The sequence below is a fragment of the Solemya pervernicosa gill symbiont genome, from assembly GCF_002020875.1.
Taxonomy (GTDB): Bacteria; Pseudomonadota; Gammaproteobacteria.
Genome location: NZ_MPRL01000052.1, coordinates 1 through 20,736, shown reverse-complemented (window position 1 = coordinate 20,736; position 20,736 = coordinate 1). Strand labels below are relative to the sequence as shown.

Here is a 20,736-nt window from a genome sequence, read left to right as displayed (position 1 = left end):
CGTCGTTCGCTCTCGCTCTCAACTACGAATAGGCAGACGGCGTCGACTATCGCGGACTAACCGCCTTCGCTTCGCTATCCATGGCGGTCAGCGGAGGAGGGTGGTTATGAATCGCCGCCGATCGATGAGTTTGCAAAGATCTATGCGAGCAATGAAAGAGGGATTTAACCCTCGTAATCTCCACGAAGAGATATCGAGATTACGAGGGCTATAGAGTAGCCGAAGGCGGTTCACTGGCACCGATAAAGCAACCGTGAGTGCAGCTGCAACCATCAACCTGATCCCTGGACTCATCGCCGGCAGGAGAGAACCAGACGGTGGAAAAATCGAAGTCTCTCTCCCTGACGTTCCCGATCACGGGAAAGGACTCGCAGAGTCGAACATCACCATCGGGTTCAAGCACACCGATTCGATTCCCGGCCTGACAGGGAAAGGGGAGTTGACCACCACTGAGCAGGTCACTCCATAGGGCGTAGCGTTGCTGCAAGCGTTCCTCAATTCTGGTTCGTGTCATTTCGTCACTAGTGCCACGTCTGGTATAGGTATCGAAAAAGGGTTTGGCCTGCTCAGTAAGGCGTGTAAATGCCTCTCCCGAGGGTGCCAACAGCGACGGCTCCTTGGGATCGCCGCGCATGGGTGAGAGCAGGTGAGAGTCAACCAGGATACGTTTTTGAACATATGTCATCAGCGGAATGACATCATCAATATTCTGGTTGGAGACCACTGTGTTGAGTAATAGGCCGAATCGCTGTTTTTTACGCAACAGACGCGCGCGCAGGAAGTTGAGCTGCTTAATGCTCTCTTCAACCGAACTGAAGGCACCTTGTTTGTCATGGATGGTGTCGTGAAGTGGTGGCAGGCCTTCGAGCGAAAACATCAGCGTCAGTTTAATGCAGGGATTCTCATCCAGAATTCGTTCAACGCTTGAGATTATCGTGGCAGGTCGTGAACCGTTGGTGGGGATGAAAATCGAGGGTACGCCTGTGTTCTCGACAAAGATGCGGCAAATGTCTGTAAGCTCTTTTCTCAAAAACGGTTCGCCGCCAGAGATCCATAGAATCTTCAGTTGACCGAGTGTTGACGATACCCGTCAATATTTATCGAGCGTCAGTTCCTGACGGTCACTATTTAAATGCTCATGGTAGTAACACATTGCACAGCGGTGGTTGCAGCGGTTAGTCACCGTAACAATCAGTTCAGAGAGATTAAGCTTGTGTTCCAGAATGGTGTTAACAAAACTGAATCGCTTGATATTGTCGATCTGTGGGTCCGTTAGGCCGTGATGGCGCAGATAGGCGCGTGTATGGCGAATGAAGACCTTGCATTGCCACTTCTGCTCAAAGTATTTGACGTCACGCAGGATAACGCCAAGATTGTTACGAATTTTGGCGTAGTCGCCGTCCTGGCGAACGTGATGATGCTGGATAACCGATTCCGGTATATAAGCGGTACGATATCCCCGCCTGGACAGTGAAAGGCCGAGGTCCTTGTCCTCCTCACACAGGAACAGCCGTTCATCAAAACCACCTACCTGCTCAAAGTGCTCGCGCTTAACCAATAGGCCGGTCGTAGGGTACCAAGGTAGCGTTTGTGGACTATTGACGGCAGGGTCGTCGTTACGAATAAGGCGGGTAAATTCGAGACCTGTTTCAATGAGTGCGTCACCCTCGAATGTGGATCTGATCTGCACCGGGGCACACATCACCATGCCATCATCTGAAACGATTTTTGCGCCGCAGGCCGCTATGCTTGGATCGCTCGATATGGCATCGATTAAAGGCTCAAGCCAACCTGTCGTAACCTCTGTGTCGTTATCGAGAAAGATGAGCTGCTGAGCAGAGGCCAGCTGCGCGCCCTGGTTTCTGCCTCGGCTGGTACCCACATTCTCACTGTTGTAAATCACGCTGATCTCAGCACGGCTGGTTTCAAGATCGCGAAGCCAACGGACAATATCCTCGGAGGCCCCCATATCAACGATGATGATTTCAAACGGCAGTACGGTATGTGAAAAGAGGCTATCGATACAGCGCCGTGTCTCATCCTGTCGTAACAGCGATAGCAAAATAATCGAAACGTGAGGTTGAGCTGCTAGCAAAGTCATTCCATTGATTAGATGTGTGTGGCACAGCGACTAAGAGGAGAGATGACATCCATATGCATGGGTGCCAGAAGTTGGGTAGAGGCTATTTATAGCGGAGTGTAGCGTGATGGGCAATGCGGATTTGAAACAGAGGAGACGGAATGAACACCGCCTCCTTGTTGCTCAGAGGCCGGTGTTGTCTGTTGTCGCTTTTACGGCCTCAAAGTTGGTCTGGAACATCGCCTTCTCATCGTCGGTTAGGTCGGCCTCAATGATACGTTCCACGCCATTAGTGCCGATAACGCAGGGCACGCCGATGTAGTAACCGTTTACCCCATACTCACCCTCACAGAGCATTGAGGATGAGATGACACGCTTCTTGTCGCCCAGGTAGGCCTCAACCATCTCCATGATTGAAGCGGCGGAGCTGAAATAGGCGCTGCCGTTTCCGAGCAGGTGGACGATCTCGGTACCTGCCTCGCGCGTGCGTTTCATGATCGAATCGATGCGCTCCTGGGTAAGCAGCTCTGAAATCGGAATGCCTGCAACGGTGGCAGTGCGTACCAGCGGGATCATCGTCGGGCCGTGGCCGCCCATCACCATGCAGGAGACGTCGTTGGCGGAAAGGCCAGTCTCCATGGCGATAAAGGCCTGGAAGCGACCGGTATCGAGCGCGCCGGAGAGGCCGACAACGCGACTCTTGGGAAAGCCTGAGACCTTCTGGAAGGTGTAGGACATCGCGTCAACCGGATTGGTGGCAACCACGACGAAGGCGTTAGGAGCATGCACCTTAACCTCTTCGGCCACACCCTTGATGATCTCAATGTTGATGCCGAGCAGATCATCGCGACTCATATTGGGTTTGCGTGGTATACCGGCGGTGACGATAACGACATCGGCATCGTCGATATCGTCGTAGTTTGAGGTACCTATCAACTCGACGTCGATACCATCGTGGGGGCGCAGGGTCATAATATCGAGAGCCTTACCCTTGACGTTGTTCTCGCTCTCGGGGCGATCGACAATCACTATGTTGCCGAGCTCTTTCTGCGTTGCCATCAGTGCCAGCACGCTACCGATCTGGCCGCCCCCGATGAGGGCGATTTTCGTTCTATGCATCTTCTTCCCCAACTTTGCCCAAACAGAAAAACTGTGGGCCGAAAATTCGTTATCTATATTTTTAACTACACGAGTCGGTGCCGCAGCTACCGCTCTTGCAGGCACCACAGCCTGCCTTGAATCCTGCGTGATTCGGTTCCTGTTTTTTCAGCCAGAGCTGGAATACGACCCAGAAGGCGCAGAGCGCTGTCAGGCCGAGCAGTGATATCAGGTAACCCATCACCTTATTCTACCCCTAAGTCGAACTGAAGAGCCCGGCAAAGCCCATGAAGGCCATTGATAGAATGCCGGCGATAATCAGATTGATTGCAGTGCCGCGCACCAGTGCCGGTGCGTCGTTGGTCAGCTCAACTTCTTCGCGCAGTCCTGCCATCAGTACCATCGCCAGGGTAAAGCCAGCACCTGCGCCCAGCGCGAAGGTCATCCCCTCGAGGAAGCCGTAGCCGCGGTTAGTGGCGAAAATCGCCAGACCAAGGATGGCGCAGTTGGTGGTGATCAGCGGCAGGAAGATGCCAAGCGACTGGAACAGCGAGGGGCTTAGTTTCTTGATTGCCATCTCAATAAACTGCACCGTTGAGGCGATCACCACGATGAAGCTGATGAGTCGCAGGTAGGGGGCGTAGATCAATACATAGGTGTTGAGCACCCAGGCGCAGAGGGCGGTAATGAGCAGTACAAAAGTGGTTGCCATGCCGAGACGGAACGAGGTCTCAAGCCGTCCGGAGACACCGAGAAAAGGGCAGAGACCGAGAAAGTAGGCGAGTACGAAATTGTTGACCAGCAGCGAGCTGATGAAGATCCAGATCAGGTTATCCATTAGATCTCACTCCTCTCGGCAATGGCCACCTTTACGAGGAACTGTTTGCGCTTTTCGGTCAGCCAGTTGAAGAAGAGCAGGATCAGGCCGAGGGTGAGGAAGCCGCCCGGTGGCAGGATCATGATCACCCACGGCTCAAAATTGGCCCCGAAGAGATCGATGCCGAAGAGCTGACCGACGCCGAGAATTTCGCGTACCGCGCCGAGTACAAACAGCGCAAACATAAAGCCGAGCGACATGCCGACTGCATCGCTGACCGCGAGCCTCACCCCGTAGCGCGAGGCAAATGCCTCCTGACGACCGAGGATCATGCAGTTGGCGACGATCAACGGGATAAAGGCGCCGAGCTCCTTATGCACCGCCGGCATCAGCGCCAGAATGGTGTAGTCGACCACGGTAACAAAGGTGGCGATGATGATGACGTAGAGTGAGATACGTACCTGTTTAGGAATCCATGGGGTGAAGCTGGCGACGAGAAAACTGGAGACGACCAGCACAAAGAAGGTCGCAAAACCCATCACCACGGCGTTGACTGCCGAGTTGGTGACCGCGAGCATCGGGCACATGCCGAGCACCTGGATGAAGACCGGGTTATCTCGCCAGAGACCCTTGATCATCTCCTCGTAGGCTGACTTTTTATTCAAGCTTGTTGGCATAGTTCTCTCTTAAGAAATCAGGTTGCAGATGTCAGTTACTGCCCACCTGTTACCTCTTCAAAAGCGGCTTCACTTCCCGGATTTGGCAATCGACCTAACCAAACAGCATTCCCTTCATTGATGATTCTGACTACGGCCTTGGAAGAGATGGTCGCTCCGGTAATCGAGTCGACCCGATTGTTTGAGGTCTTGGTTCCCTTCTTCACGCTCTTAACCGTCGGTTCGATTGAGAGAGCGTCGAATTCGGCAACAAAGGCGGCGTCTTTGTAGATCTTGTCACCCAGGCCGGGGGTCTCTCTGCTGTCGAGGATCCACATGCCGATGATCTGGCGCTTTGCCGGTGCGTAGCCGTAGATGACGTGGATCGTATCCTGGAAGCCGGGTCCCTTGTTGGATATGGCATAACCGACAAAGTTACCCTGCTCGTCGTAACCGGCGTAGATCGTCTCATCGGGATCGGTTTTCCCTCTGGCGACGACCAGCAGGTTATCCTCGTAGATCATCGGCTGCATCTGGGTCGCACCGGGTAGTACGCGGAAGACCGCCTCGCGCAGTTCACGTGCCTTGTTCTCGGTAATGGTCGAGAGGGTCGCCTCGAAGATCGAGATAATAATGATGCCAGAGAGGAAACCGGCCACGGCCAGCGACATTACCAGACGGATCGAGCTTGGCTCCTGCGGTTCGAGGCTGATCTCACTCATGCTTTTTCACCTCGCGGCCAAAGACTCTCGGCTGGGTCTTGCGATCGATCAGGGGCGTTGCCGCATTCATCAGCAATACCGCGTACATCATCCCCTCAGGGAAGCCGCCGTAGACGCGGATCAGCACCACTAGCAGCCCGATGCCGATACCGAAGATGATCGCTCCTTTTGGCGTCACTGGAGAGGTGACCGGATCGGTTGCCATATAGATTGCACCGAGCAGCATACCGCCGGAGAAGAGGGTGAAGATCGGTCCGGGGTAGCGGACCGAGTCGACCATATAGAGTACGCCGGAGAAGAGAGCAGCGCTGATGAAAATCGCCGCTGGGATGCGCCAGTCGATATCGCGGCGCAGCCAGAGGAAGAGGCCGCCGAGGATCAACAGCAGGCCGCTGGTCTCACCGATCGAACCGCTGGTATTGCCAATCAACAACTGCATGAAGGGGGTTGAGCTCTGCTCGAACTTCATCTGACCCAGCGGTGTGGCGGCGGAGAGTGCGTCGGTGGGCGGCGCCTGCATGAAGGGCATCGCCAGGTTGCTGGCATGGACGGTGAAGAAGTCGACCGGTCCCGCCGAGGGAGCCCAGGTGGTCATCGCGATCGGGAAGGTAGCGAGTAGAAAGGCACGCCCCAGCAGCGCCGGATTGAAGAGGTTGGTACCGAGCCCGCCCCAGATCACCTTACCCATTCCGGTCGCTACCATGCCGCCGATAAAGGCCATCCAGAGTGGTAGTCCCGGCGGCAGTGTGAGACCGAGCAGCAGGCCGGTCAGTGCGGCGCTGTTATCACGCATCGCGACACCGCGTTTCTCTTCGGCGGTGAATACCCACTCGGTCAACACGGCACCGATAATCGAGGCGAGCAGTACCAGCAGGGCGCTGAGGCCGAAGAACCAGAGGGCGGCGAGGGTGGCTGGAGCAAGTGCGATCCAGACATCGAACATCGCCGTCGGGGTGGTCATCCCCTGACGCAGCATCGGTGATGCCTGCAGGAGTAGTTTGGGGTCTTTGGCCATTAGTTTGCGCCTCCGTGCTGGCGCAGGTTGTCTTTGCAGCTGCGGATGTGCTGCACAATGGGGATATTGGAGGGGCAGGCGAAGGTGCAGGCGCCGCACTCGACACAGTCCATCACCTGATACTCCTTCATCTCCTCAAACAGACGCGCCTTACCGAGCCGTGCCAGGCGTGAGGGGTTGAGGAAGTAGGGGCACGCCTCGAGGCAGCGACCGCAGCGGATACAGGGGTACTCTCGGGGGCGTCCCGTTTCACTTTCGGTGAAGGCGAGAATACCGGAGCTGCCCTTGATGATCGGTGCGTCGAGACTGGCGACTGGCAGCCCCATCATCGGCCCACCCATCATCACCTCGCGAGTCTCCTCGGAGAGACCGCCGCAGAAGCGCAGTACCTCACGGATCGAGGTGCCGAGTGGCACGATCAGATTGGCCGGGTAGTCGATGCCGGGACCCGAGACGGTGACGATGCGCTCGATCAGCGGCATGCCGGTGTCGAAGTAGTCGGCGATCGCCACTGCGGTCCCGACGTTATTGACCACGATACCGATATTACGTGGCAGCTCACCGGCGGGCACCTCGCGGTTGTAGACCGCCTTGATCAGCATCTTCTCCGCGCCCTGTGGATACTTCACCTCGAGTGAGACGACAGTCACCGGATCGTTCACGTCGATGCAGGCGTTGAGTGCCTCGATCGCCTCGGGTTTATTCGACTCGACACCGATGGTGGCGTGTTTCGCTCCCAGCTTGCGGCGTAGCATCTCGGCACCACGCAGCACCGTCTCGGGACGCTCGACCATCAGCCGATGGTCGTTGGTCAGATAGGGCTCGCACTCAGCGCCGTTGATCAGCACATCATCGATCTGCTGCCCCTCGGGGATCGAGAGTTTGACGTGGCTGGGGAAGGCGGCACCGCCCATGCCGACAATACCGGCACGCTGTACATGCTCGATGAACGCGTCGATTGAGAGCGCTTCCCAGTCGATCGGTGGCTGTGCCTCGAACTGCTGAGTGGCGTAGGGATCGGCCTCGATCTCGATCGCCGGTTTGAAGACACCACCGATATAGCGGTGAGGACCGATGTCGCGAACCGTGCCGGTGACCGGCGAGTGCAGGGCGGTGGAGATGAAGGCGCCGGGTTCGGCGATCAACTGACCGCGCTCTACTCGCTCGCCCACAGAGACTACCGGCTTGGCCGGCACACCGATGTGCTGGCCGAGCGGCATCACATAGCGCTCCACAAAGGGAACACGTTGGATAGCGAGATCGGCGGTCTGCTCCTTGTTATGGGCCGGATGTACGCCGTGCGCGAATCCGCGCCCGAGAGTACCCAGTGAACGCAACAGTTTCATCGTCGTCTTCTAACCGCTATTTAGAGCAGCTTCGCCAGCGTCGCACCCATATCGGCCGGGGAGCGCGATACCGCAACCCCCGCCTTCTCGAGTGCAGCGATCTTGTCGTCGGCAGTACCCTTGCCGCCGGAGATGATCGCACCGGCATGGCCCATACGACGTCCGGGGGGTGCGGTCAGACCGGCGATGTAGGCAACGACCGGCTTAGATACGTGTGCCTGAATGAACTCAGCCGCTTCCTCCTCCTTGCTGCCACCGATCTCACCGACCATCACGATCGCCTTGGTCTGCTCATCGGCCTGGAACAACTCCAGACAGTCGATGAAGTTCATACCGTGGATCGGGTCACCACCGATACCGACGCAGGTCGACTGGCCAAGACCCGCCTGGGTGGTCTGGTGGACCGCCTCGTAGGTGAGGGTGCCTGAACGCGAGACGATACCGACGCTGCCGGGTTTGTGGATGATGCCGGGCATGATGCCGATCTTGCACTCGCCGGGGGTGATGATACCGGGGCAGTTGGGGCCGATCAGACGCGGTGCGTCCTCGCCGTGGCTTGCCAGCACCGCCTTCACCTTGAGCATATCCTGAACCGGAATACCCTCTGTGATGCAGACGATGGTCTTGATCCCGGCATCGGTTGCCTCGAGGATCGCATCGGCGGCAAAGGCGGCCGGGACGTAGATCATGGTGGCATCGGCACCGGTGCCGTCAACGGCATCCTGTACGGTGTTGAAGATGGGGCGCTCGATGTGCTGCTGACCGCCCTTGCCGGGGGTCACGCCGCCAACGATATTGGTGCCATAGGCGATCGCCTGCTCGGCGTGGAAGGTGCCCTGCTTACCGGTGAAGCCCTGGACGATAACCTTGGTGTGCTTATTTACTAGAATGCTCATTATTCAATCCGTCCTTATGCAATCGACGCTACGGCCTGCTTGGCCGCATCGGTCAGCGCTTCGGCAGCAGTAATGTTGAGGCCGCTCTCAGCCAGCAACTTGAGACCCTGTTCGGCGTTGGTCCCCTCAAGGCGGGCGATGACCGGGACTTTGATGCCGACCTCCTTAACCGCCGCGATGATGCCCTCTGCGATCAGGTCGCAGCGGACGATACCGCCGAAGATGTTGACCAGAATCGCCTGTACCTTGCTGTCACTGACGATCAGTTTGAACGCCTCAGCAACACGTTCGGCCGTGGTGCCGCCACCGACGTCGAGGAAGTTGGCGGGTTCGCCGCCGTGTAGCTTGATCAGATCCATGGTTGCCATCGCCAGACCGGCGCCGTTGACCATGCAGCCGATATTGCCGTCGAGGGTGATGTAGTTGAGGTCATGTTTGGCCGCCTCACACTCCTTATCATCCTCCTGAGTGGTATCGCGCAGCTCCATAATGTCGGGACGGCGGTAGAGGGCGGTGTCGTCGACGTTGAGCTTGGCATCAAGCGCGAGCAGCGATTCACCACTGACGATCAACGGGTTGATCTCGACCAGGCTCAAATCCTTCTCAACGAAGAGGCGGTAGAGGTTCATCATGATCTTGGTCAGGGCACCAATCTGCTTGCCCTCAAGACCGAGACCGAAGGCGAGCTTGCGGCACTGGTAGGGCTGCAGGCCGGCAGCCGGATCGGCATAGACGGTGAGAATCTTCTTCGGCTCATTGGCGGCGACCTCTTCGATATCCATGCCACCGGCAACGGAGGCCATGAAGACGATGCGCTCAGAACCGCGTTCGACCAGTGCGCCGAGGTAGAGCTCACGGTCGATCGGCAGGGTCTGTTCGACGATCAGCTTGTTGATCGGCAGCTCGCGGCCGTGGGTCTGGTGGGTGGCCAGACCGCTACCGAGCATGCGGTCTGCCTCTTCGCTGAGGGCGTCGAGGCTGTCGACCAGCTTCACGCCACCCGCCTTGCCGCGACCACCGGCGTGTACCTGGGCCTTGACCACCCACGCCTCACCACCGATCTGCTTGGCAACCTCGGTCGCCTCCTGTGGAGAGCTGGCGGGCCCGCCCTGTGGAACGGGGATGCCGTAGTTGGCGAAGAGCTGCTTTGCTTGATATTCGTGGAGATTCATTTTTTTGATATACCCCAGTTAGTTAGTCTTTGTTCTTAAACTAAATTGATAAAAGTATTCTGCGTATTCAGTGTTCGGTTGGCTCGCTGCCGGGTTGATAACCGGCCAGAGCGACTAGCCGTTCGCGTATCGTAGTGGCCATATCGCCCTGCATGTTTGCTTTGAGTGCCTCGATCTCCGCCTCATAGGCCTGTTTGAGCGCCGCAATCTCCGCCGAGTGCGTTGCGGCGACATCGGCCTCCGCCTCCTGTCGTACCTGATCAGTAAAGGGGGTGACGACTCCCGCCAGCTCCTGCAGGGTCTGCCAGGCGTCACGACGCGACTCGACCATTGCCACCAGCTCCGGTGCGACCTTACGCCGCAGCTGCTCATCACCCAGATTGATCTCGACCACCGGTGTTTTTTTACTCCGCCCCTTGCTATCGAGGGCAAGGTAGTCGATTAGCGGTGTTGGATTCTGATCCTCGTTGCTGAGGCTGGAGAAGCGGCTGGCGAAACGTTTCTCACTCAACGCCCAATCGATCGGGGTGAGCGTAGATCCATCTTCACGGCTATTCCACAGCTGCTTCAGCTCACCGTTACCATTGAGGTCGATACGGCTACCGAATACACCCTCATCGGTGGGATTGTAGCGGAATAGCGGGAAGGCACGGGACTCTACCGCCAGGCGAGCCTGCTCAACGACCTGACTGACAGGGAATCCGTTCCGTTCCGGGCTGGGGCAGTGAATGTTGATGAATGCCGGACCACTGAAACGGAGCGCCTCGCGAACGCTGTCGCGGTAGTGGTCGGGGGCGGCGATTGAGCTCTGCGCCACAAAGGCGTTGCGCTGCGACATCGCCATCAGTGCTAGATCGCCGGTCGGCTCACTACTAGCGGTGACCGGCAGATCGGCAATGCCCTGATTATCGAGGCCGAGTCCCAATTCGTTAAGCACAACGATCTTTACCGGTAGACCGCTGTTGAGCAGCCAGCTGATCTGGGCAAAGCCGCGCCCGGAAAATTCACGCTCACTACCGACCAGCAGCAGCGGTGGGCAGAGGCGTTGCTGATCCTCGTCGAGATCACGCCAGCTGAGCTGATCACCGCTGTCATGCGCCTTGCTGGCCGACTTCTCCATCTCGCCCTGTGCGCGTTTGAGCAGTGAGACGGCAGCAACGGTATCAGCCAGTTGGCCGTTGACCAGTCCAGCAGCCATCTGCGCGGTATCGCCACTGCGATCGACCAGCACCGGAACCTGAAAGGGATTGTGGGGGAAGACACCGGCCCAGGCAGAGGCCTGTCCCGGTGCAATCGCCAGCCCGTAGCGGGCCCGGCCCAGCCCATACTCACCCTCGGTGAGGCGCCAGTGCAGATCGTTGAGTCCCTGTGAGAGTTCGATCAGACGGCGCAGGCGAGTTGCATCGACACCACTGCCCTCGACCGCGTCGGCTCCACCGGTGAGGGTGGTGAGATCGACCTCACGGCTCTGTACGTTGATCAGCGCCTTGGCGAGGCGGTCGAGGTCTTCGGTCGGTAGTGCATCGGTGAGGGTGTCGCGCACCAGGTCACTCAGTTGCTGGCGTACCTGACTAATCTCGCCGACAAAGCGGTGCAGCAGCGGCTGCTGTTGATATTCGGTGGCAGCGAGCAGCTGACGCAGGGCGATTTTCTCGCCCGAACCGGCCTCGGCACCGTCACCACCCGACATCGCGAAGGCGCAGTGGCGTGACATCATCACTGATGAGATGGCATCGATGGTGGGATCGGCAGCGAGGCGTTCGATAGTGGTCGAGGAGGTATCTGGGGTCTGTTCCCAGATACGCCAGATAGCGCGTGTCTCAGCCAACCGCTCGGTAGTCTGCGGCTGCATTGTCATCGCCTCGCTCTCACAGAGATCGGCGCAGAGTCCGCATCCCTTACAGGCGTCGGCGTTGATCGCCAGCGCCAGCAACTCACCGCCCTCTTTTTTCTCCCGTTCGGCGCTGTGGAAGAGGGGGTCGGTAATGGCCAGTGGTAGTGCGGCGACCTGCTCACGTACGGCGTTGAAGGCGGCCTCGAGTGTCGCCTTGCGATCCTCGGCAAAGGGAGCCTTCTCCTGCAGCCAGGCAAAGGCCTGATCAAGCAGTTCTGCGGCGCTGTTGCCGCTGTTCTCACCCTTTTTGCAGAGGGTGTTGATACGGCCGGCCAGCTTAGAGGAGATCTGGCGCAGTGAGTCGGCACCCGCAAGACTAATGGCGCTATTGATCAGTGCTGCAGGTGTGAGTGCAACAACGCCAATGGCGCTATCGGGACAGCTGCTCCAGCAGTTGCCACAGGCAATACAGGCGCTTGGATCGAAGCTGGGCAGTTCGCTGCAGCTGCCGCTCAGGTCGCGGAAGGTGGCGCTGAGTGGCGGCATTGAGCCGGTGGCCATGTAGGGATCGGCGGTGAGCTGATCCGCTTCGCCGTTACGATAGAGCACACCGACCTGATCCCAGAAACGCGGCAGGCTGTCGTACTCTTCTCGATTGCCACCGAGATGGCGCACCGCCATCGGTACTTCACCCGCTGCAGTGGTGTGTGAGGTGGTTGCCGTGTTGCTGAGGTCGATCTTCTGCAGCGACTCCATTCCGTGGCGGAAGGCGGCGATCAGCGACTCACTGCTCAGTTCACTCTCCTGTTGGCTGAGAGAATTTTCACGATTGGAGATCAGGCGTGTCGCCTTGCAGCCGAGCAGCTCGCGTTCGAGCAGGATGGCGCAGAGTGCACCGAGTAACTCTTCATGCGGATCACCGGCTGATATCTCTTCCTCATCACGGTTCTCGCCAATGGCGAAGAGTTGAATGTTGAGTGAGCTGAGCGCGTCACGTTGTTGGCTACTGAGCGTTTCGAGCTGTGCCTCTCCGCTACTCAACAGCAGAGCGGCGCCGCTGTTCAGTCCGGCTGTGATATCGAGTTCAGCGAGCTTGCCGTGTGCCACGGCAACATCGACCGGCATCTCATCGCCAGGATCGAGCAACTGCTCATCGGCATAGGTAAAGCGGTCACAGAGCGGGGCGGCAAACTGCTCCCAACTCAGGGCAGGGTGGCTGCGCAGCGTGCCGCCGACCGAACGGTGAATCAGGTTGGCGGCATCGACAGATAAAGTGTCATGCCCCTGGCCTGCTGTGCGATGCACGGCGATGGTAATCGCTCCCTCAGGGCGCAGATCAACTGCGTTTTTACCGCTGATGGCCAGCTTGGCAACCTCTGGAAAATCGCGCTTAAGGGTGTCTAACAGTACCTGACGTTTGGGGTGCTGAGAGCGGCTCTGGCCAAAATCGATACCTAGATAGCCCTGCTCAGGCAGTGTCTCGCTCTTCATCGCCTCATTCAGCGCCTGCAGATCGGATGCGCGCAGTGGCAGACCACCAAGGCCGAAACGGACCGAGTGCAGTGTTGCTGTTGCGCTGCCCTTGGACAGCAGTGCGCGAATAGCCCGAATCAGTGGTGGTTCAGAGGCGAGTGGAGCATTGGAGCGCTCAAGCACTGCGGCAGTCTTACCTTGAAGCAGATCGACCAGTTCGCTACTGGTCATCGGTGCCAGGGCGTGAATACCGATAACGCCAATTTTTGCCTTGCGCTGGTTACTCAATGCCTGTGCCGTTTCAATAGCGGAGCCCTGCACGATCAGCAGCTGTTTTGCCTTGCTGCTCCTGTGCGTAGAGATCGCGGCATGGCTGCGGCCACTCAGCTGTTTAAATCGGCTAAATGCCAGAGCCAATCGCTGCTCGGCCTGGGCACTAAAGTAGGGGGTTGTTGCGGCCTGTGAGAGGGCAAAGCTCTCACGACCCTGCAGGGCGCCATGCAGGGCAGGACGGTCGAGGTCGTACCAGCGTGGGCAACGGCGGCGCTGCTCGCCGAAGAGCAGTTTCTGCACCTCATCGGCAACCTCGATCTGATCAGCGCTTTCGCCAAGTAGTGAGCGAAGTAGCTGCAGAGAAGGGAGTTCAACATCCTGTGCAGAGAGAGCGGTCTGTTCGTTATCGATGGCCACGATGGCTGGGGTCAGGCTCTGCTCCGCGACGTGTCGGGCAATCAGGGTAAAGTCGACGGCCTGCTGCACATTGCTTGCGTAGAGTAGGAAACAGCCGGAGTCGATGGAGAGCTGCAGTGCCTCATCGCCACTACCGATGGCGCTGCCCTGCGAGGAGAGGGCGCGGTTATCGAGGTGGATGACCAGTGGTAGTCGGCGACCGACGGCCTCTCTGAGTAGGTCCTGGGAGGCGGCAAGGTCGGGGCCGGAGAGGAAGGCGGTGGCACGCTGACCGGTCATTGCTAGACCGATTGCGGCGGCCAGTGCGCCACGAGAGCCCTCGGCGCTGTAGCCGTTTAGCGGCTGTCCAAAGCGGTTCTCACCACGCAGCAGCGACTCGGCACGCCAGGCGAGTTCGGCACCGTTGGCCGGGTAGGTGCTGCCGAGTGCCGCGCTCTCGACGATAGCGGCCTCGGTGAGGGCGACGGCGCTGTTGCCATCGAGCAGGGTCTCGAGACCGCTGTCGGCCGATCCGCTGTCGGCATCGCCGAACAGACGCCGATAGAGGCTGATTGCGGTGTTAGTGAAGCTGGGCATGGCCTCTCTCGCTCTCCTGGTTATCGATAAACTGTCCCGACTCGAGCCACTGGATCGCGCCAGTAGGGCAGCGTCCAGTTGCCTTCGGTGAGGCAGCGATTCCCGATGTGTAGTCGATGATCGGGAGTTCATTCTTCATCTCAATCAGCCCCTCGGGGGCATCGGCGGCACACTTGGCGCAGCCGTCGCAGCCGACGCTGCAGAGCACTGTAACTGCCTCACCCTCAAGCGGGGTGTTGCACTGGACGAACAGCTTCTGATCGAGTGGCAGTAGCTCAAACAGGTCGCGCGGGCAGGCGTCGACGCAGTCACCGCATGCGGTGCATAACTCGACATCGACTACCGGCAGGCCGTTCTCATTCATATGGATCGCATCGAAATCACAGGCGATATCACAATCGGAGAGGCCGAGACAGCCCCAGGAGCACCCCTTACCACCACCAGAGACGACCGCGGCGGCGCGGCAGCTCTCGAAACCGTGGTACTCGGCGATCTGGAAAGCCTCGCGACGCCCACCGGCGCAGTGGAGTCGTGCGACTCGTTTGGTTGCCTTGCCAGCATCGACGCCGAGAAAGTCGGCAATCGCTTCGATGTCATCGCTGCTGGCGACGGTGCAGGCGCTCGGCTCCACCTCGTTATCAACCAGTTTGGTGGCGAAGGGCAGGCAGCCCGGCTCACCGCAGGCACCGCAGTTGGTGCCCGGCAGCATCTCCTCGGTATGAGCCAGTCGCGGATCCTCCTCGACCTTCAGCAGTTTGTAGGCCACCGCCAGGATGGTGCCGAAGAAGAGGCCCAATCCGGTCATGATCGCCGGTGCTGTTAGGAAACTCTGCATTAGTTAAACGGTGCAGCTCGCTTGATCAGCTCTTCCATGCCAGCCTCGTTCGGATTCTGCGGCAGACCGGGATGGATACACTTCGAGGGGCAGATCTCGGCACCCTCGACCAGCTGTGCATAGGTCGCGGTGTCGGTCTCAGTGAGATAGGCCTGGTTGTTCTCGTTGTAGACGTAGAGCAGCGGATTGATGTCGAGGCAGTCGTTACAGGTGGTGCAGAGCTCGCTGTCGATCCAGGGATCGCTGAAGCTGACATTCTCCTCCTCTTCGACGACCGTCTCTTCTGTAGCGGTCTCTACCTCAGTCTCGGCTGCAGGAGCGGCAGTCGCAGAGGGAGCTGAGGGGGTGACTGCAGGACGTGGAGCGCCGGTGGTAAAATCCATACCCATCAGCACATCGGTGAGGCGTCCCATCACCTCGCCGGCGGCCTCGGCACGTACTCGTGCCAGCTCTTCGGCGAACTCACGCTCCATCTTTTCACGCTCGGCGCTCATCTCGGCTTCTGCAGTGGCGCGGGTCTCGGCGATGGCACGATCGATGTAGCTGCTGCGTATACCGGCCATCTCCTGCAGGGTGTGCCAGAAGTTAAGGCGGTCGCGACACGCCTCGACCAGGGTACGGCTGATCACAAGACGACGCAGGGTGCCGTGCGCGTTGACGGCCCAGATGAAGGGGATCAGACGCTCGTTTTCCGCCTCGCTCTTGAGCAGGTAGTCGGCGATCGGTAGCAGCTCATCTGACTCGCAGGTATCGGGTACCACGGCGAAGTGGTGGGCCAGACGTGGAATCAGCAGTGAGTAGTCTGCAAAAGTGAAGGGGAGTTCACTCTCGACCAGATCGCCACCTTCGTTATGGTAGATGAAGGGGTGGATCGGCCAGTCGAGTTCGGGCTGTGGGTTACCGTCGAAGTCGAGACGCTGTTCGCTACCGTCACCTGCGGCGGGATTGACGTAGAAGAAGGGGTGGACACGCCCCTCGAGCGCCGCGCCAGCGACTAGCCAGGCGTTGAGGCCGAGATCCTGACCAGTCGGGCGCAGGCCGATGTTGATCAGGTGGAGGCTGGTACGTGTCGCATCGAGTGCAGAGAGATAGCGCTCCAGCAGGTGCTGATGGCGCGCTGCCGAGGCCTGCGAGACGACCGCCTGACGATGGGCAATACCGAGGTAGCCAAGTTCAGTGCGGAAGCTCTGGAAGGGGTCTTCACCCTCAGCTGCACCGGGATTGTTGTGCGCCTGCACCCGGCAGAAGACCTGTACCGGTCGGCCCGAACTGAGTAGACGGGAGAAGGAGGTCATGCCTTCGCCCGCAACACGGTCGGCCGACTCGAGTGCGACCACCGCCGGGATCAACAGCAGCTCCTCCTTGGAGAAGACCTCCCAGTTGAAGTTCTCGAACCACGGATCGTGCAGCACCGGATCGTAGAGCGATTCGATCTCGAGGTTGGCGATGCGCACAGCGGCGAAGACCTTGGCCAGGCGTGATGCCTCCTCATCGAAGATAGCCATCGCCGCCGAGCTGGGATCGTTATCGCCGTTCGCCTCGAAACCGTGGGTCTGTTTGAGCCACTCATCCTCGACCCCCTCGGGGTGGACAAAGCGCACCAGCAGGGAGTTCTGTTTGTAACCCTCGAGCACCTTGAGTGCATTTTCGATGCGCTGACGTCGCTCTGCAGGCATTGCTACCGAGCCCTTGGAGTGGTCCATGACCTTGGAGAGGGCGGAGGGATCGAACATGCCAGCAGTCGCAGCAACGCTCTGTTTGAGCTGCTCCGGCTGGCGAGACTCCTCCGACTTACTCCAGTCGACATCGAGCAGGGTCTTCAGCGCCTGGATATTTTGGTCGATCTTGCTACTGAAACGGTCGTGGCGCGGGATGACATGCGATTTGATTGCATGGATCAGCAGGTGGATCGCCGGGAAGCGACCGTAGGCGAGCAGTGAGCCACCCGCTGGCACCTTCTCGGTCAACTGAACAAGGTCTGCCTCAAGTTTGGTTGCGTTTTCATCACTCAGCTTGAGGTGCTGCTTGAGCGCCTCGGCACCTTCGTTGATCAGAGCCTGAGCTTCGACCGGGCCTTCGTGTCCCTGCAGCTTCTCGCGCAGGAAACGCTCGATCCACGGCAGGTTGTCCTTGAGAATACGTGCCGCCTCGGCAGAGGGGGCGAAGCTGAGCACCGTCTCCTGCAGGCACTGGCCAACCGGCTTGGCCAGGTCGTCAGCACCGCTGAGCTCAGCATTCTCACCCGGTGGGAAGAGGAACAGTGGATAGTCGTAGCGCAACTTGGAGGCGTTGCGGAACGGTGCCAGCAACGCCGGTAGCTGATCCTCTGCGACCGCCTCGAGCGCCTCACGGGCACTCGGATTGCCAAGGTGGAAGTGGCGCAGGGTACGCAGGATGTCGCGACTTGCATCGGCGTCCTTGATGGCGGTCGGCAGCGAGGGGATCGGCTCCTCGGCTGCCATCTTGCGCTCGCTCGATACCGATTCGGTTACAGGTGAGGCTGTCATGCAGTCGTTTCCCGGTTAGATGGCAAAGGCGTCCATCGCTTTATTGATGGCCGCTATCTTCTCTTCATCACTCTTGCCAAGGTCCTTGGTGGCGATGTCCTCGTAGACCACTGCGTCGGGATCGCGGTAGAGCAGACCGAGTGGCAGTTGCTCCTCATCCCTGGCGTACTTCATCGCCCCGAGCCAGTCGGCCGGGTCGTGCTGTTCAACCTGGCCGAAGACGCGCTTGACGCTGTCATCAAGGGTGATGCCGTTCTCGTGTTCGAGTAGTACAAACTTGTCTGGGTTGTCCTGCAGCGGTTTGCAGAAAGACTCAGAGAAGACCGGGCAGCGCTGCAGGATACGGATGAAGCTGGTACCACGATGCTGATGGGCCGCCTTGATGGTTTGGTAGAGCAGTGGCGGATTCCAGTCGACCACCTGCGCCACGAAGGAGCAGTTGGTCACGCCCAAGGTGGTGGTTAACGGATTTAGGGCCGGCAGTGGCGCTCCCTTGGGGTGGGTGCTGGTTTTCATGCCGGTGGGGCTGGTGGGTGAGGTCTGGTTCTTGGTCAGACCGTAGATGGCGTTATCAAACACCAGTACCACCATATCCATATTCAGACGCACCGAGTGGATCCATGGACCGGCACCGATCGAGAAGCAGTCGCCGTCGCCAGTGGCGACCCAGAGGTCGAGGTCGGGGCGGTGGGCCTTGACACCGTTGGCCAGTGGCAGGGCGCGTCCGTGCAGGCCGTGCAGGCCGTAGGTGCCCATGTAGTGGGGCAGTCGGCTTGAACAACCGATGCCTGAGACCGCCACGCTCTTCTCGGGCGGCAGCTGGGCATCGCGCAGCACGCGGTGCACGGTGTTCAGAACGGCGAAGTCTCCGCAGCCGGGGCACCAGCGTGCCTCACCACCGGAGTAGTCGCCAAGGGTAAAATAGCGCTCGAAAACATCGAGCGACCAGTCAGCTTTAATACCAAACATTCGATCGTCTCCTTATGCTTTCAGGGCAGCGAGTTTTTCGCCAATCACTTCGACCAGCTCGCCGGGCTGCAGCGGGTGGCCGTAGACCATCGACCAGCAGTCGACATCGACCAGGGTCTGCATGCGCAGCACGTTGGACAGTTGGGCGCGACGGCGGTTCTCTTCATTAATCTGGGGTGCACCGATCTCATCAGAGTAGTTGACCTCGATGGTCATCACCTTCTTGAAGCGGGAGAAGATCTCCGTCAGGCCCGGCTCCAGTGGTGAGAGGAAACGCAGGTGGACGCTGGAGACCTTCTCGCCCTTGTCACGTTGAATACCGACCGCCTCTTCAATGGCGCCCATGGTGGAGCCCCAACCGACGACCAGCAGATCACCTTCCTCATCACCGTTGATCTTGGGTGGCTTAAGGGTGCTTTGCAGCGTCGCCAGCTTGCGGCTGCGGTGCTGCATGGTGGTCTGGTTGGTCTCGGAATCGTAGGCCACCTTGGAGCGGCTGGTGTGACTCAGGCCGGTCAGTACGTACATGCCGTTGGGCTGACCAGGAATAGGGCGCTGTGACAGACCGGTCTCTTCATCCCAGTCATAGGGGGGAATGGAGGTATCCCACTCGGATTGGTCAATCGGGTCGGCCAGCCACTCCTCCTGCAACTCGGGACGCGGCCAGGGCTGTACACCGGTCGCCAGGTTGGCGTCGGTCAGTACAACAACCGGGCCACGGAAGGCCTCGGCCAGCTTGCGTGCTGTGATGGTGAAGTGGAAGCACTCCTCAATGGTCGAGGCCGCCATAATAATCTTGGGCGCATCGCCCGGCATACCGAACAGGGTGGAGAGTAGATCGCCCTGTTCAATCTTAGTCGGCAGGCCAGTGGAGGGACCACCGCGCTGTACGTCGACGATGACCAGTGGAATCTCACCCATAACGGCCAGACCCATCAGCTCGGTCTTCAGCGCCATACCGGGACCGGAGGTGATGGTACAAGCGGTCTTGCCGGAGAAGGAGGAGCCGATGGCAAAGGCCATCGCGGCGATCTCATCTTCGGCCTGGTGGACGAAACCGCCGACCTGGTCGTAAACCTCAGCAATATAGTGAGAGGCGGAGGTGGCCGGGGTGATGGGGTACATGGAGACCATGTCCATACCCGAGGCCATCACGCCCAGACCAAGTGCGGTGTTGCCGTTGCACACCATCATCTTGGTGTCATCGCCATCGTTTGTATAAGGAGGAATCTCGTAGAGGTAGTCGACGTTCTCTTTGGCAAAGTTATAGCCAGATTTGAACAGCTCCTGGTTTGGCTTGATCACCTTTTCGCCCTTGTGGGAGAAGGTATTGTGGATCTCGGCGAGACCCTTCTCAGGATCGCGGCTGTAGATGCGGCTCAGCATCCCCAGCACAAACATGTTCTTACCCTTGCGGGCGTTGTCGACTATCTTCAGACACTCATTCTCAAAGTTCAGCTCGTGCACAATCAGGCCGTGCTCGCGGAACTCCTTAACGGCAGCTGCGTAGGCTTCGCGAATTTCTTCTTGCGGATCCTCGGCCCACTTGTTCTCCAGCAGCACGACGGTGCCGTCTTTATAAGCGCCGTTGGCGATACGGGAGTAGAGCACCTGTTCGTTGAAGGCGACTACAAGATCGGCCTCGTTACCCATGTTGGTCATGTACTTGGAGCCGACGCGGATGCGGTTACCGGAGGCGCCGGCCGGGGAGCGGGCGGGGGGCTGGATCTCGGCGGGGATAATCTCGACGGTCCAGATACCGTTGCCCATCTTGGCGCCGATGGTAGCGAAGGTCTGACCGCACTTCTGTGCGCCTTCACCCGAGTCACTGACGATCTCGACGATATGTTCGTCGATGACCTGAGCTTCTGTAGTGTTTGACATCTGTTTCCCTATGAAATGGATTTCATGGATTCGGGGAGTCGCTATTTTTGCGGAAGCTTGTTTTGGACGTCCAAGCCCAAGCAAGCGGCAAATACTTAACGCGACCGTTTATGCCTACGGCGCCCCGACCGTCCTGCGTACGTTGCGTAATCACCTCTTCGCGGCT

16 protein-coding genes are annotated in these 20,736 nt (G+C 58.9%); all 16 read right to left on the bottom strand.

Features of this window, described 5'->3' with window-relative positions:
- Positions 1–208: 208 nt before the first annotated feature.
- Positions 209–877, bottom strand: a complete 669-nt coding sequence (locus BOW52_RS11730) for a hypothetical protein (RefSeq protein ID WP_172840324.1) — start codon at positions 875–877, stop codon at positions 209–211.
- A gap of 213 nt (positions 878–1,090) precedes the next feature.
- Positions 1,091–2,101, bottom strand: a complete 1,011-nt coding sequence (locus BOW52_RS11725; RefSeq protein WP_078484264.1) for a glycosyltransferase family 2 protein — start codon at positions 2,099–2,101, stop codon at positions 1,091–1,093.
- A gap of 162 nt (positions 2,102–2,263) precedes the next feature.
- The gene (mdh, locus tag BOW52_RS11720) at positions 2,264–3,199 is read right to left on the bottom strand and encodes a malate dehydrogenase (protein WP_078484263.1); all 936 of its coding nucleotides are present in this window, start codon (positions 3,197–3,199) and stop codon (positions 2,264–2,266) included.
- A gap of 61 nt (positions 3,200–3,260) precedes the next feature.
- On the bottom strand, positions 3,261–3,419 hold the full coding sequence (locus BOW52_RS17085; protein ID WP_172840323.1) for a hypothetical protein: 159 nt from the start codon (positions 3,417–3,419) through the stop codon (positions 3,261–3,263).
- A gap of 15 nt (positions 3,420–3,434) precedes the next feature.
- A complete protein-coding gene (locus tag BOW52_RS11715; protein WP_078484262.1) occupies positions 3,435–4,016 on the bottom strand; it encodes an electron transport complex protein RnfA in 582 nt (193 codons plus the stop codon).
- Positions 4,016–4,672 (bottom strand): electron transport complex subunit RsxE, encoded by a 657-nt coding sequence (gene rsxE, locus BOW52_RS11710; RefSeq protein WP_078484261.1) that lies wholly within the window; start codon positions 4,670–4,672, stop codon positions 4,016–4,018. Before rsxE ends, BOW52_RS11715 begins: the two co-directional genes overlap by 1 nt.
- Before the next feature lie 35 nt (positions 4,673–4,707).
- Positions 4,708–5,373, bottom strand: coding sequence for an FMN-binding protein (locus BOW52_RS11705; RefSeq protein WP_078484260.1), 666 nt, complete (start codon positions 5,371–5,373; stop codon positions 4,708–4,710).
- Positions 5,366–6,388 carry an RnfABCDGE type electron transport complex subunit D gene (locus BOW52_RS11700; protein ID WP_078484259.1) on the bottom strand — a complete coding sequence of 341 codons (1,023 nt, stop codon included), beginning with the start codon at positions 6,386–6,388 and terminating at the stop codon, positions 5,366–5,368. Before BOW52_RS11700 ends, BOW52_RS11705 begins: the two co-directional genes overlap by 8 nt.
- On the bottom strand, positions 6,388–7,734 hold the full coding sequence (gene rsxC / locus BOW52_RS11695) for an electron transport complex subunit RsxC (protein WP_078484258.1): 1,347 nt from the start codon (positions 7,732–7,734) through the stop codon (positions 6,388–6,390). Before rsxC ends, BOW52_RS11700 begins: the two co-directional genes overlap by 1 nt.
- A gap of 20 nt (positions 7,735–7,754) precedes the next feature.
- Positions 7,755–8,630, bottom strand: coding sequence for a succinate--CoA ligase subunit alpha (gene sucD, locus BOW52_RS11690; RefSeq protein ID WP_078484257.1), 876 nt, complete (start codon positions 8,628–8,630; stop codon positions 7,755–7,757).
- A 14-nt stretch (positions 8,631–8,644) separates the two neighbouring features.
- On the bottom strand, positions 8,645–9,802 hold the full coding sequence (sucC, locus tag BOW52_RS11685; protein WP_078484256.1) for an ADP-forming succinate--CoA ligase subunit beta: 1,158 nt from the start codon (positions 9,800–9,802) through the stop codon (positions 8,645–8,647).
- Between the two features lie 67 nt (positions 9,803–9,869).
- The gene (locus BOW52_RS11680; RefSeq protein WP_078484255.1) at positions 9,870–14,375 is read right to left on the bottom strand and encodes a 4Fe-4S binding protein; all 4,506 of its coding nucleotides are present in this window, start codon (positions 14,373–14,375) and stop codon (positions 9,870–9,872) included.
- The gene (locus BOW52_RS11675; RefSeq protein WP_078484254.1) at positions 14,359–15,210 is read right to left on the bottom strand and encodes an RnfABCDGE type electron transport complex subunit B; all 852 of its coding nucleotides are present in this window, start codon (positions 15,208–15,210) and stop codon (positions 14,359–14,361) included. The genes BOW52_RS11680 and BOW52_RS11675 overlap by 17 nt, the downstream gene beginning before the upstream one ends.
- On the bottom strand, positions 15,210–17,717 hold the full coding sequence (locus BOW52_RS11670) for a ferredoxin (RefSeq protein WP_236725726.1): 2,508 nt from the start codon (positions 17,715–17,717) through the stop codon (positions 15,210–15,212). The genes BOW52_RS11675 and BOW52_RS11670 overlap by 1 nt, the downstream gene beginning before the upstream one ends.
- Before the next feature lie 15 nt (positions 17,718–17,732).
- On the bottom strand, positions 17,733–18,686 hold the full coding sequence (locus BOW52_RS11665; protein WP_078484253.1) for a thiamine pyrophosphate-dependent enzyme: 954 nt from the start codon (positions 18,684–18,686) through the stop codon (positions 17,733–17,735).
- A 12-nt stretch (positions 18,687–18,698) separates the two neighbouring features.
- A complete protein-coding gene (locus BOW52_RS11660; protein ID WP_078484252.1) occupies positions 18,699–20,570 on the bottom strand; it encodes a 2-oxoacid:acceptor oxidoreductase subunit alpha in 1,872 nt (623 codons plus the stop codon).
- Positions 20,571–20,736 lie beyond the last annotated feature (166 nt).

What these genes read in the sequence shown, in the direction of transcription:
- BOW52_RS11715 (WP_078484262.1), bottom strand. Translation starts at nt 4,016, where the DNA reads ATGGATAACCTGATCTGGATCTTCATCAGCTCGCTGCTGGTCAACAAT.
- BOW52_RS11675 (WP_078484254.1), bottom strand. Translation starts at nt 15,210, where the DNA reads ATGCAGAGTTTCCTAACAGCACCGGCGATCATGACCGGATTGGGCCTC.
- BOW52_RS11700 (WP_078484259.1), bottom strand. Translation starts at nt 6,388, where the DNA reads ATGGCCAAAGACCCCAAACTACTCCTGCAGGCATCACCGATGCTGCGT.
- BOW52_RS17085 (WP_172840323.1), bottom strand. Translation starts at nt 3,419, where the DNA reads ATGGGTTACCTGATATCACTGCTCGGCCTGACAGCGCTCTGCGCCTTC.
- BOW52_RS11660 (WP_078484252.1), bottom strand. Translation starts at nt 20,570, where the DNA reads ATGTCAAACACTACAGAAGCTCAGGTCATCGACGAACATATCGTCGAG.
- rsxC (WP_078484258.1), bottom strand. Translation starts at nt 7,734, where the DNA reads ATGAAACTGTTGCGTTCACTGGGTACTCTCGGGCGCGGATTCGCGCAC.
- sucC (WP_078484256.1), bottom strand. Translation starts at nt 9,802, where the DNA reads ATGAATCTCCACGAATATCAAGCAAAGCAGCTCTTCGCCAACTACGGC.
- BOW52_RS11665 (WP_078484253.1), bottom strand. Translation starts at nt 18,686, where the DNA reads ATGTTTGGTATTAAAGCTGACTGGTCGCTCGATGTTTTCGAGCGCTAT.
- BOW52_RS11725 (WP_078484264.1), bottom strand. Translation starts at nt 2,101, where the DNA reads ATGACTTTGCTAGCAGCTCAACCTCACGTTTCGATTATTTTGCTATCG.
- BOW52_RS11680 (WP_078484255.1), bottom strand. Translation starts at nt 14,375, where the DNA reads ATGCCCAGCTTCACTAACACCGCAATCAGCCTCTATCGGCGTCTGTTC.
- BOW52_RS11705 (WP_078484260.1), bottom strand. Translation starts at nt 5,373, where the DNA reads ATGAGTGAGATCAGCCTCGAACCGCAGGAGCCAAGCTCGATCCGTCTG.
- mdh (WP_078484263.1), bottom strand. Translation starts at nt 3,199, where the DNA reads ATGCATAGAACGAAAATCGCCCTCATCGGGGGCGGCCAGATCGGTAGC.
- BOW52_RS11670 (WP_236725726.1), bottom strand. Translation starts at nt 17,717, where the DNA reads ATGACAGCCTCACCTGTAACCGAATCGGTATCGAGCGAGCGCAAGATG.
- rsxE (WP_078484261.1), bottom strand. Translation starts at nt 4,672, where the DNA reads ATGCCAACAAGCTTGAATAAAAAGTCAGCCTACGAGGAGATGATCAAG.
- BOW52_RS11730 (WP_172840324.1), bottom strand. Translation starts at nt 877, where the DNA reads ATGTTTTCGCTCGAAGGCCTGCCACCACTTCACGACACCATCCATGAC.
- sucD (WP_078484257.1), bottom strand. Translation starts at nt 8,630, where the DNA reads ATGAGCATTCTAGTAAATAAGCACACCAAGGTTATCGTCCAGGGCTTC.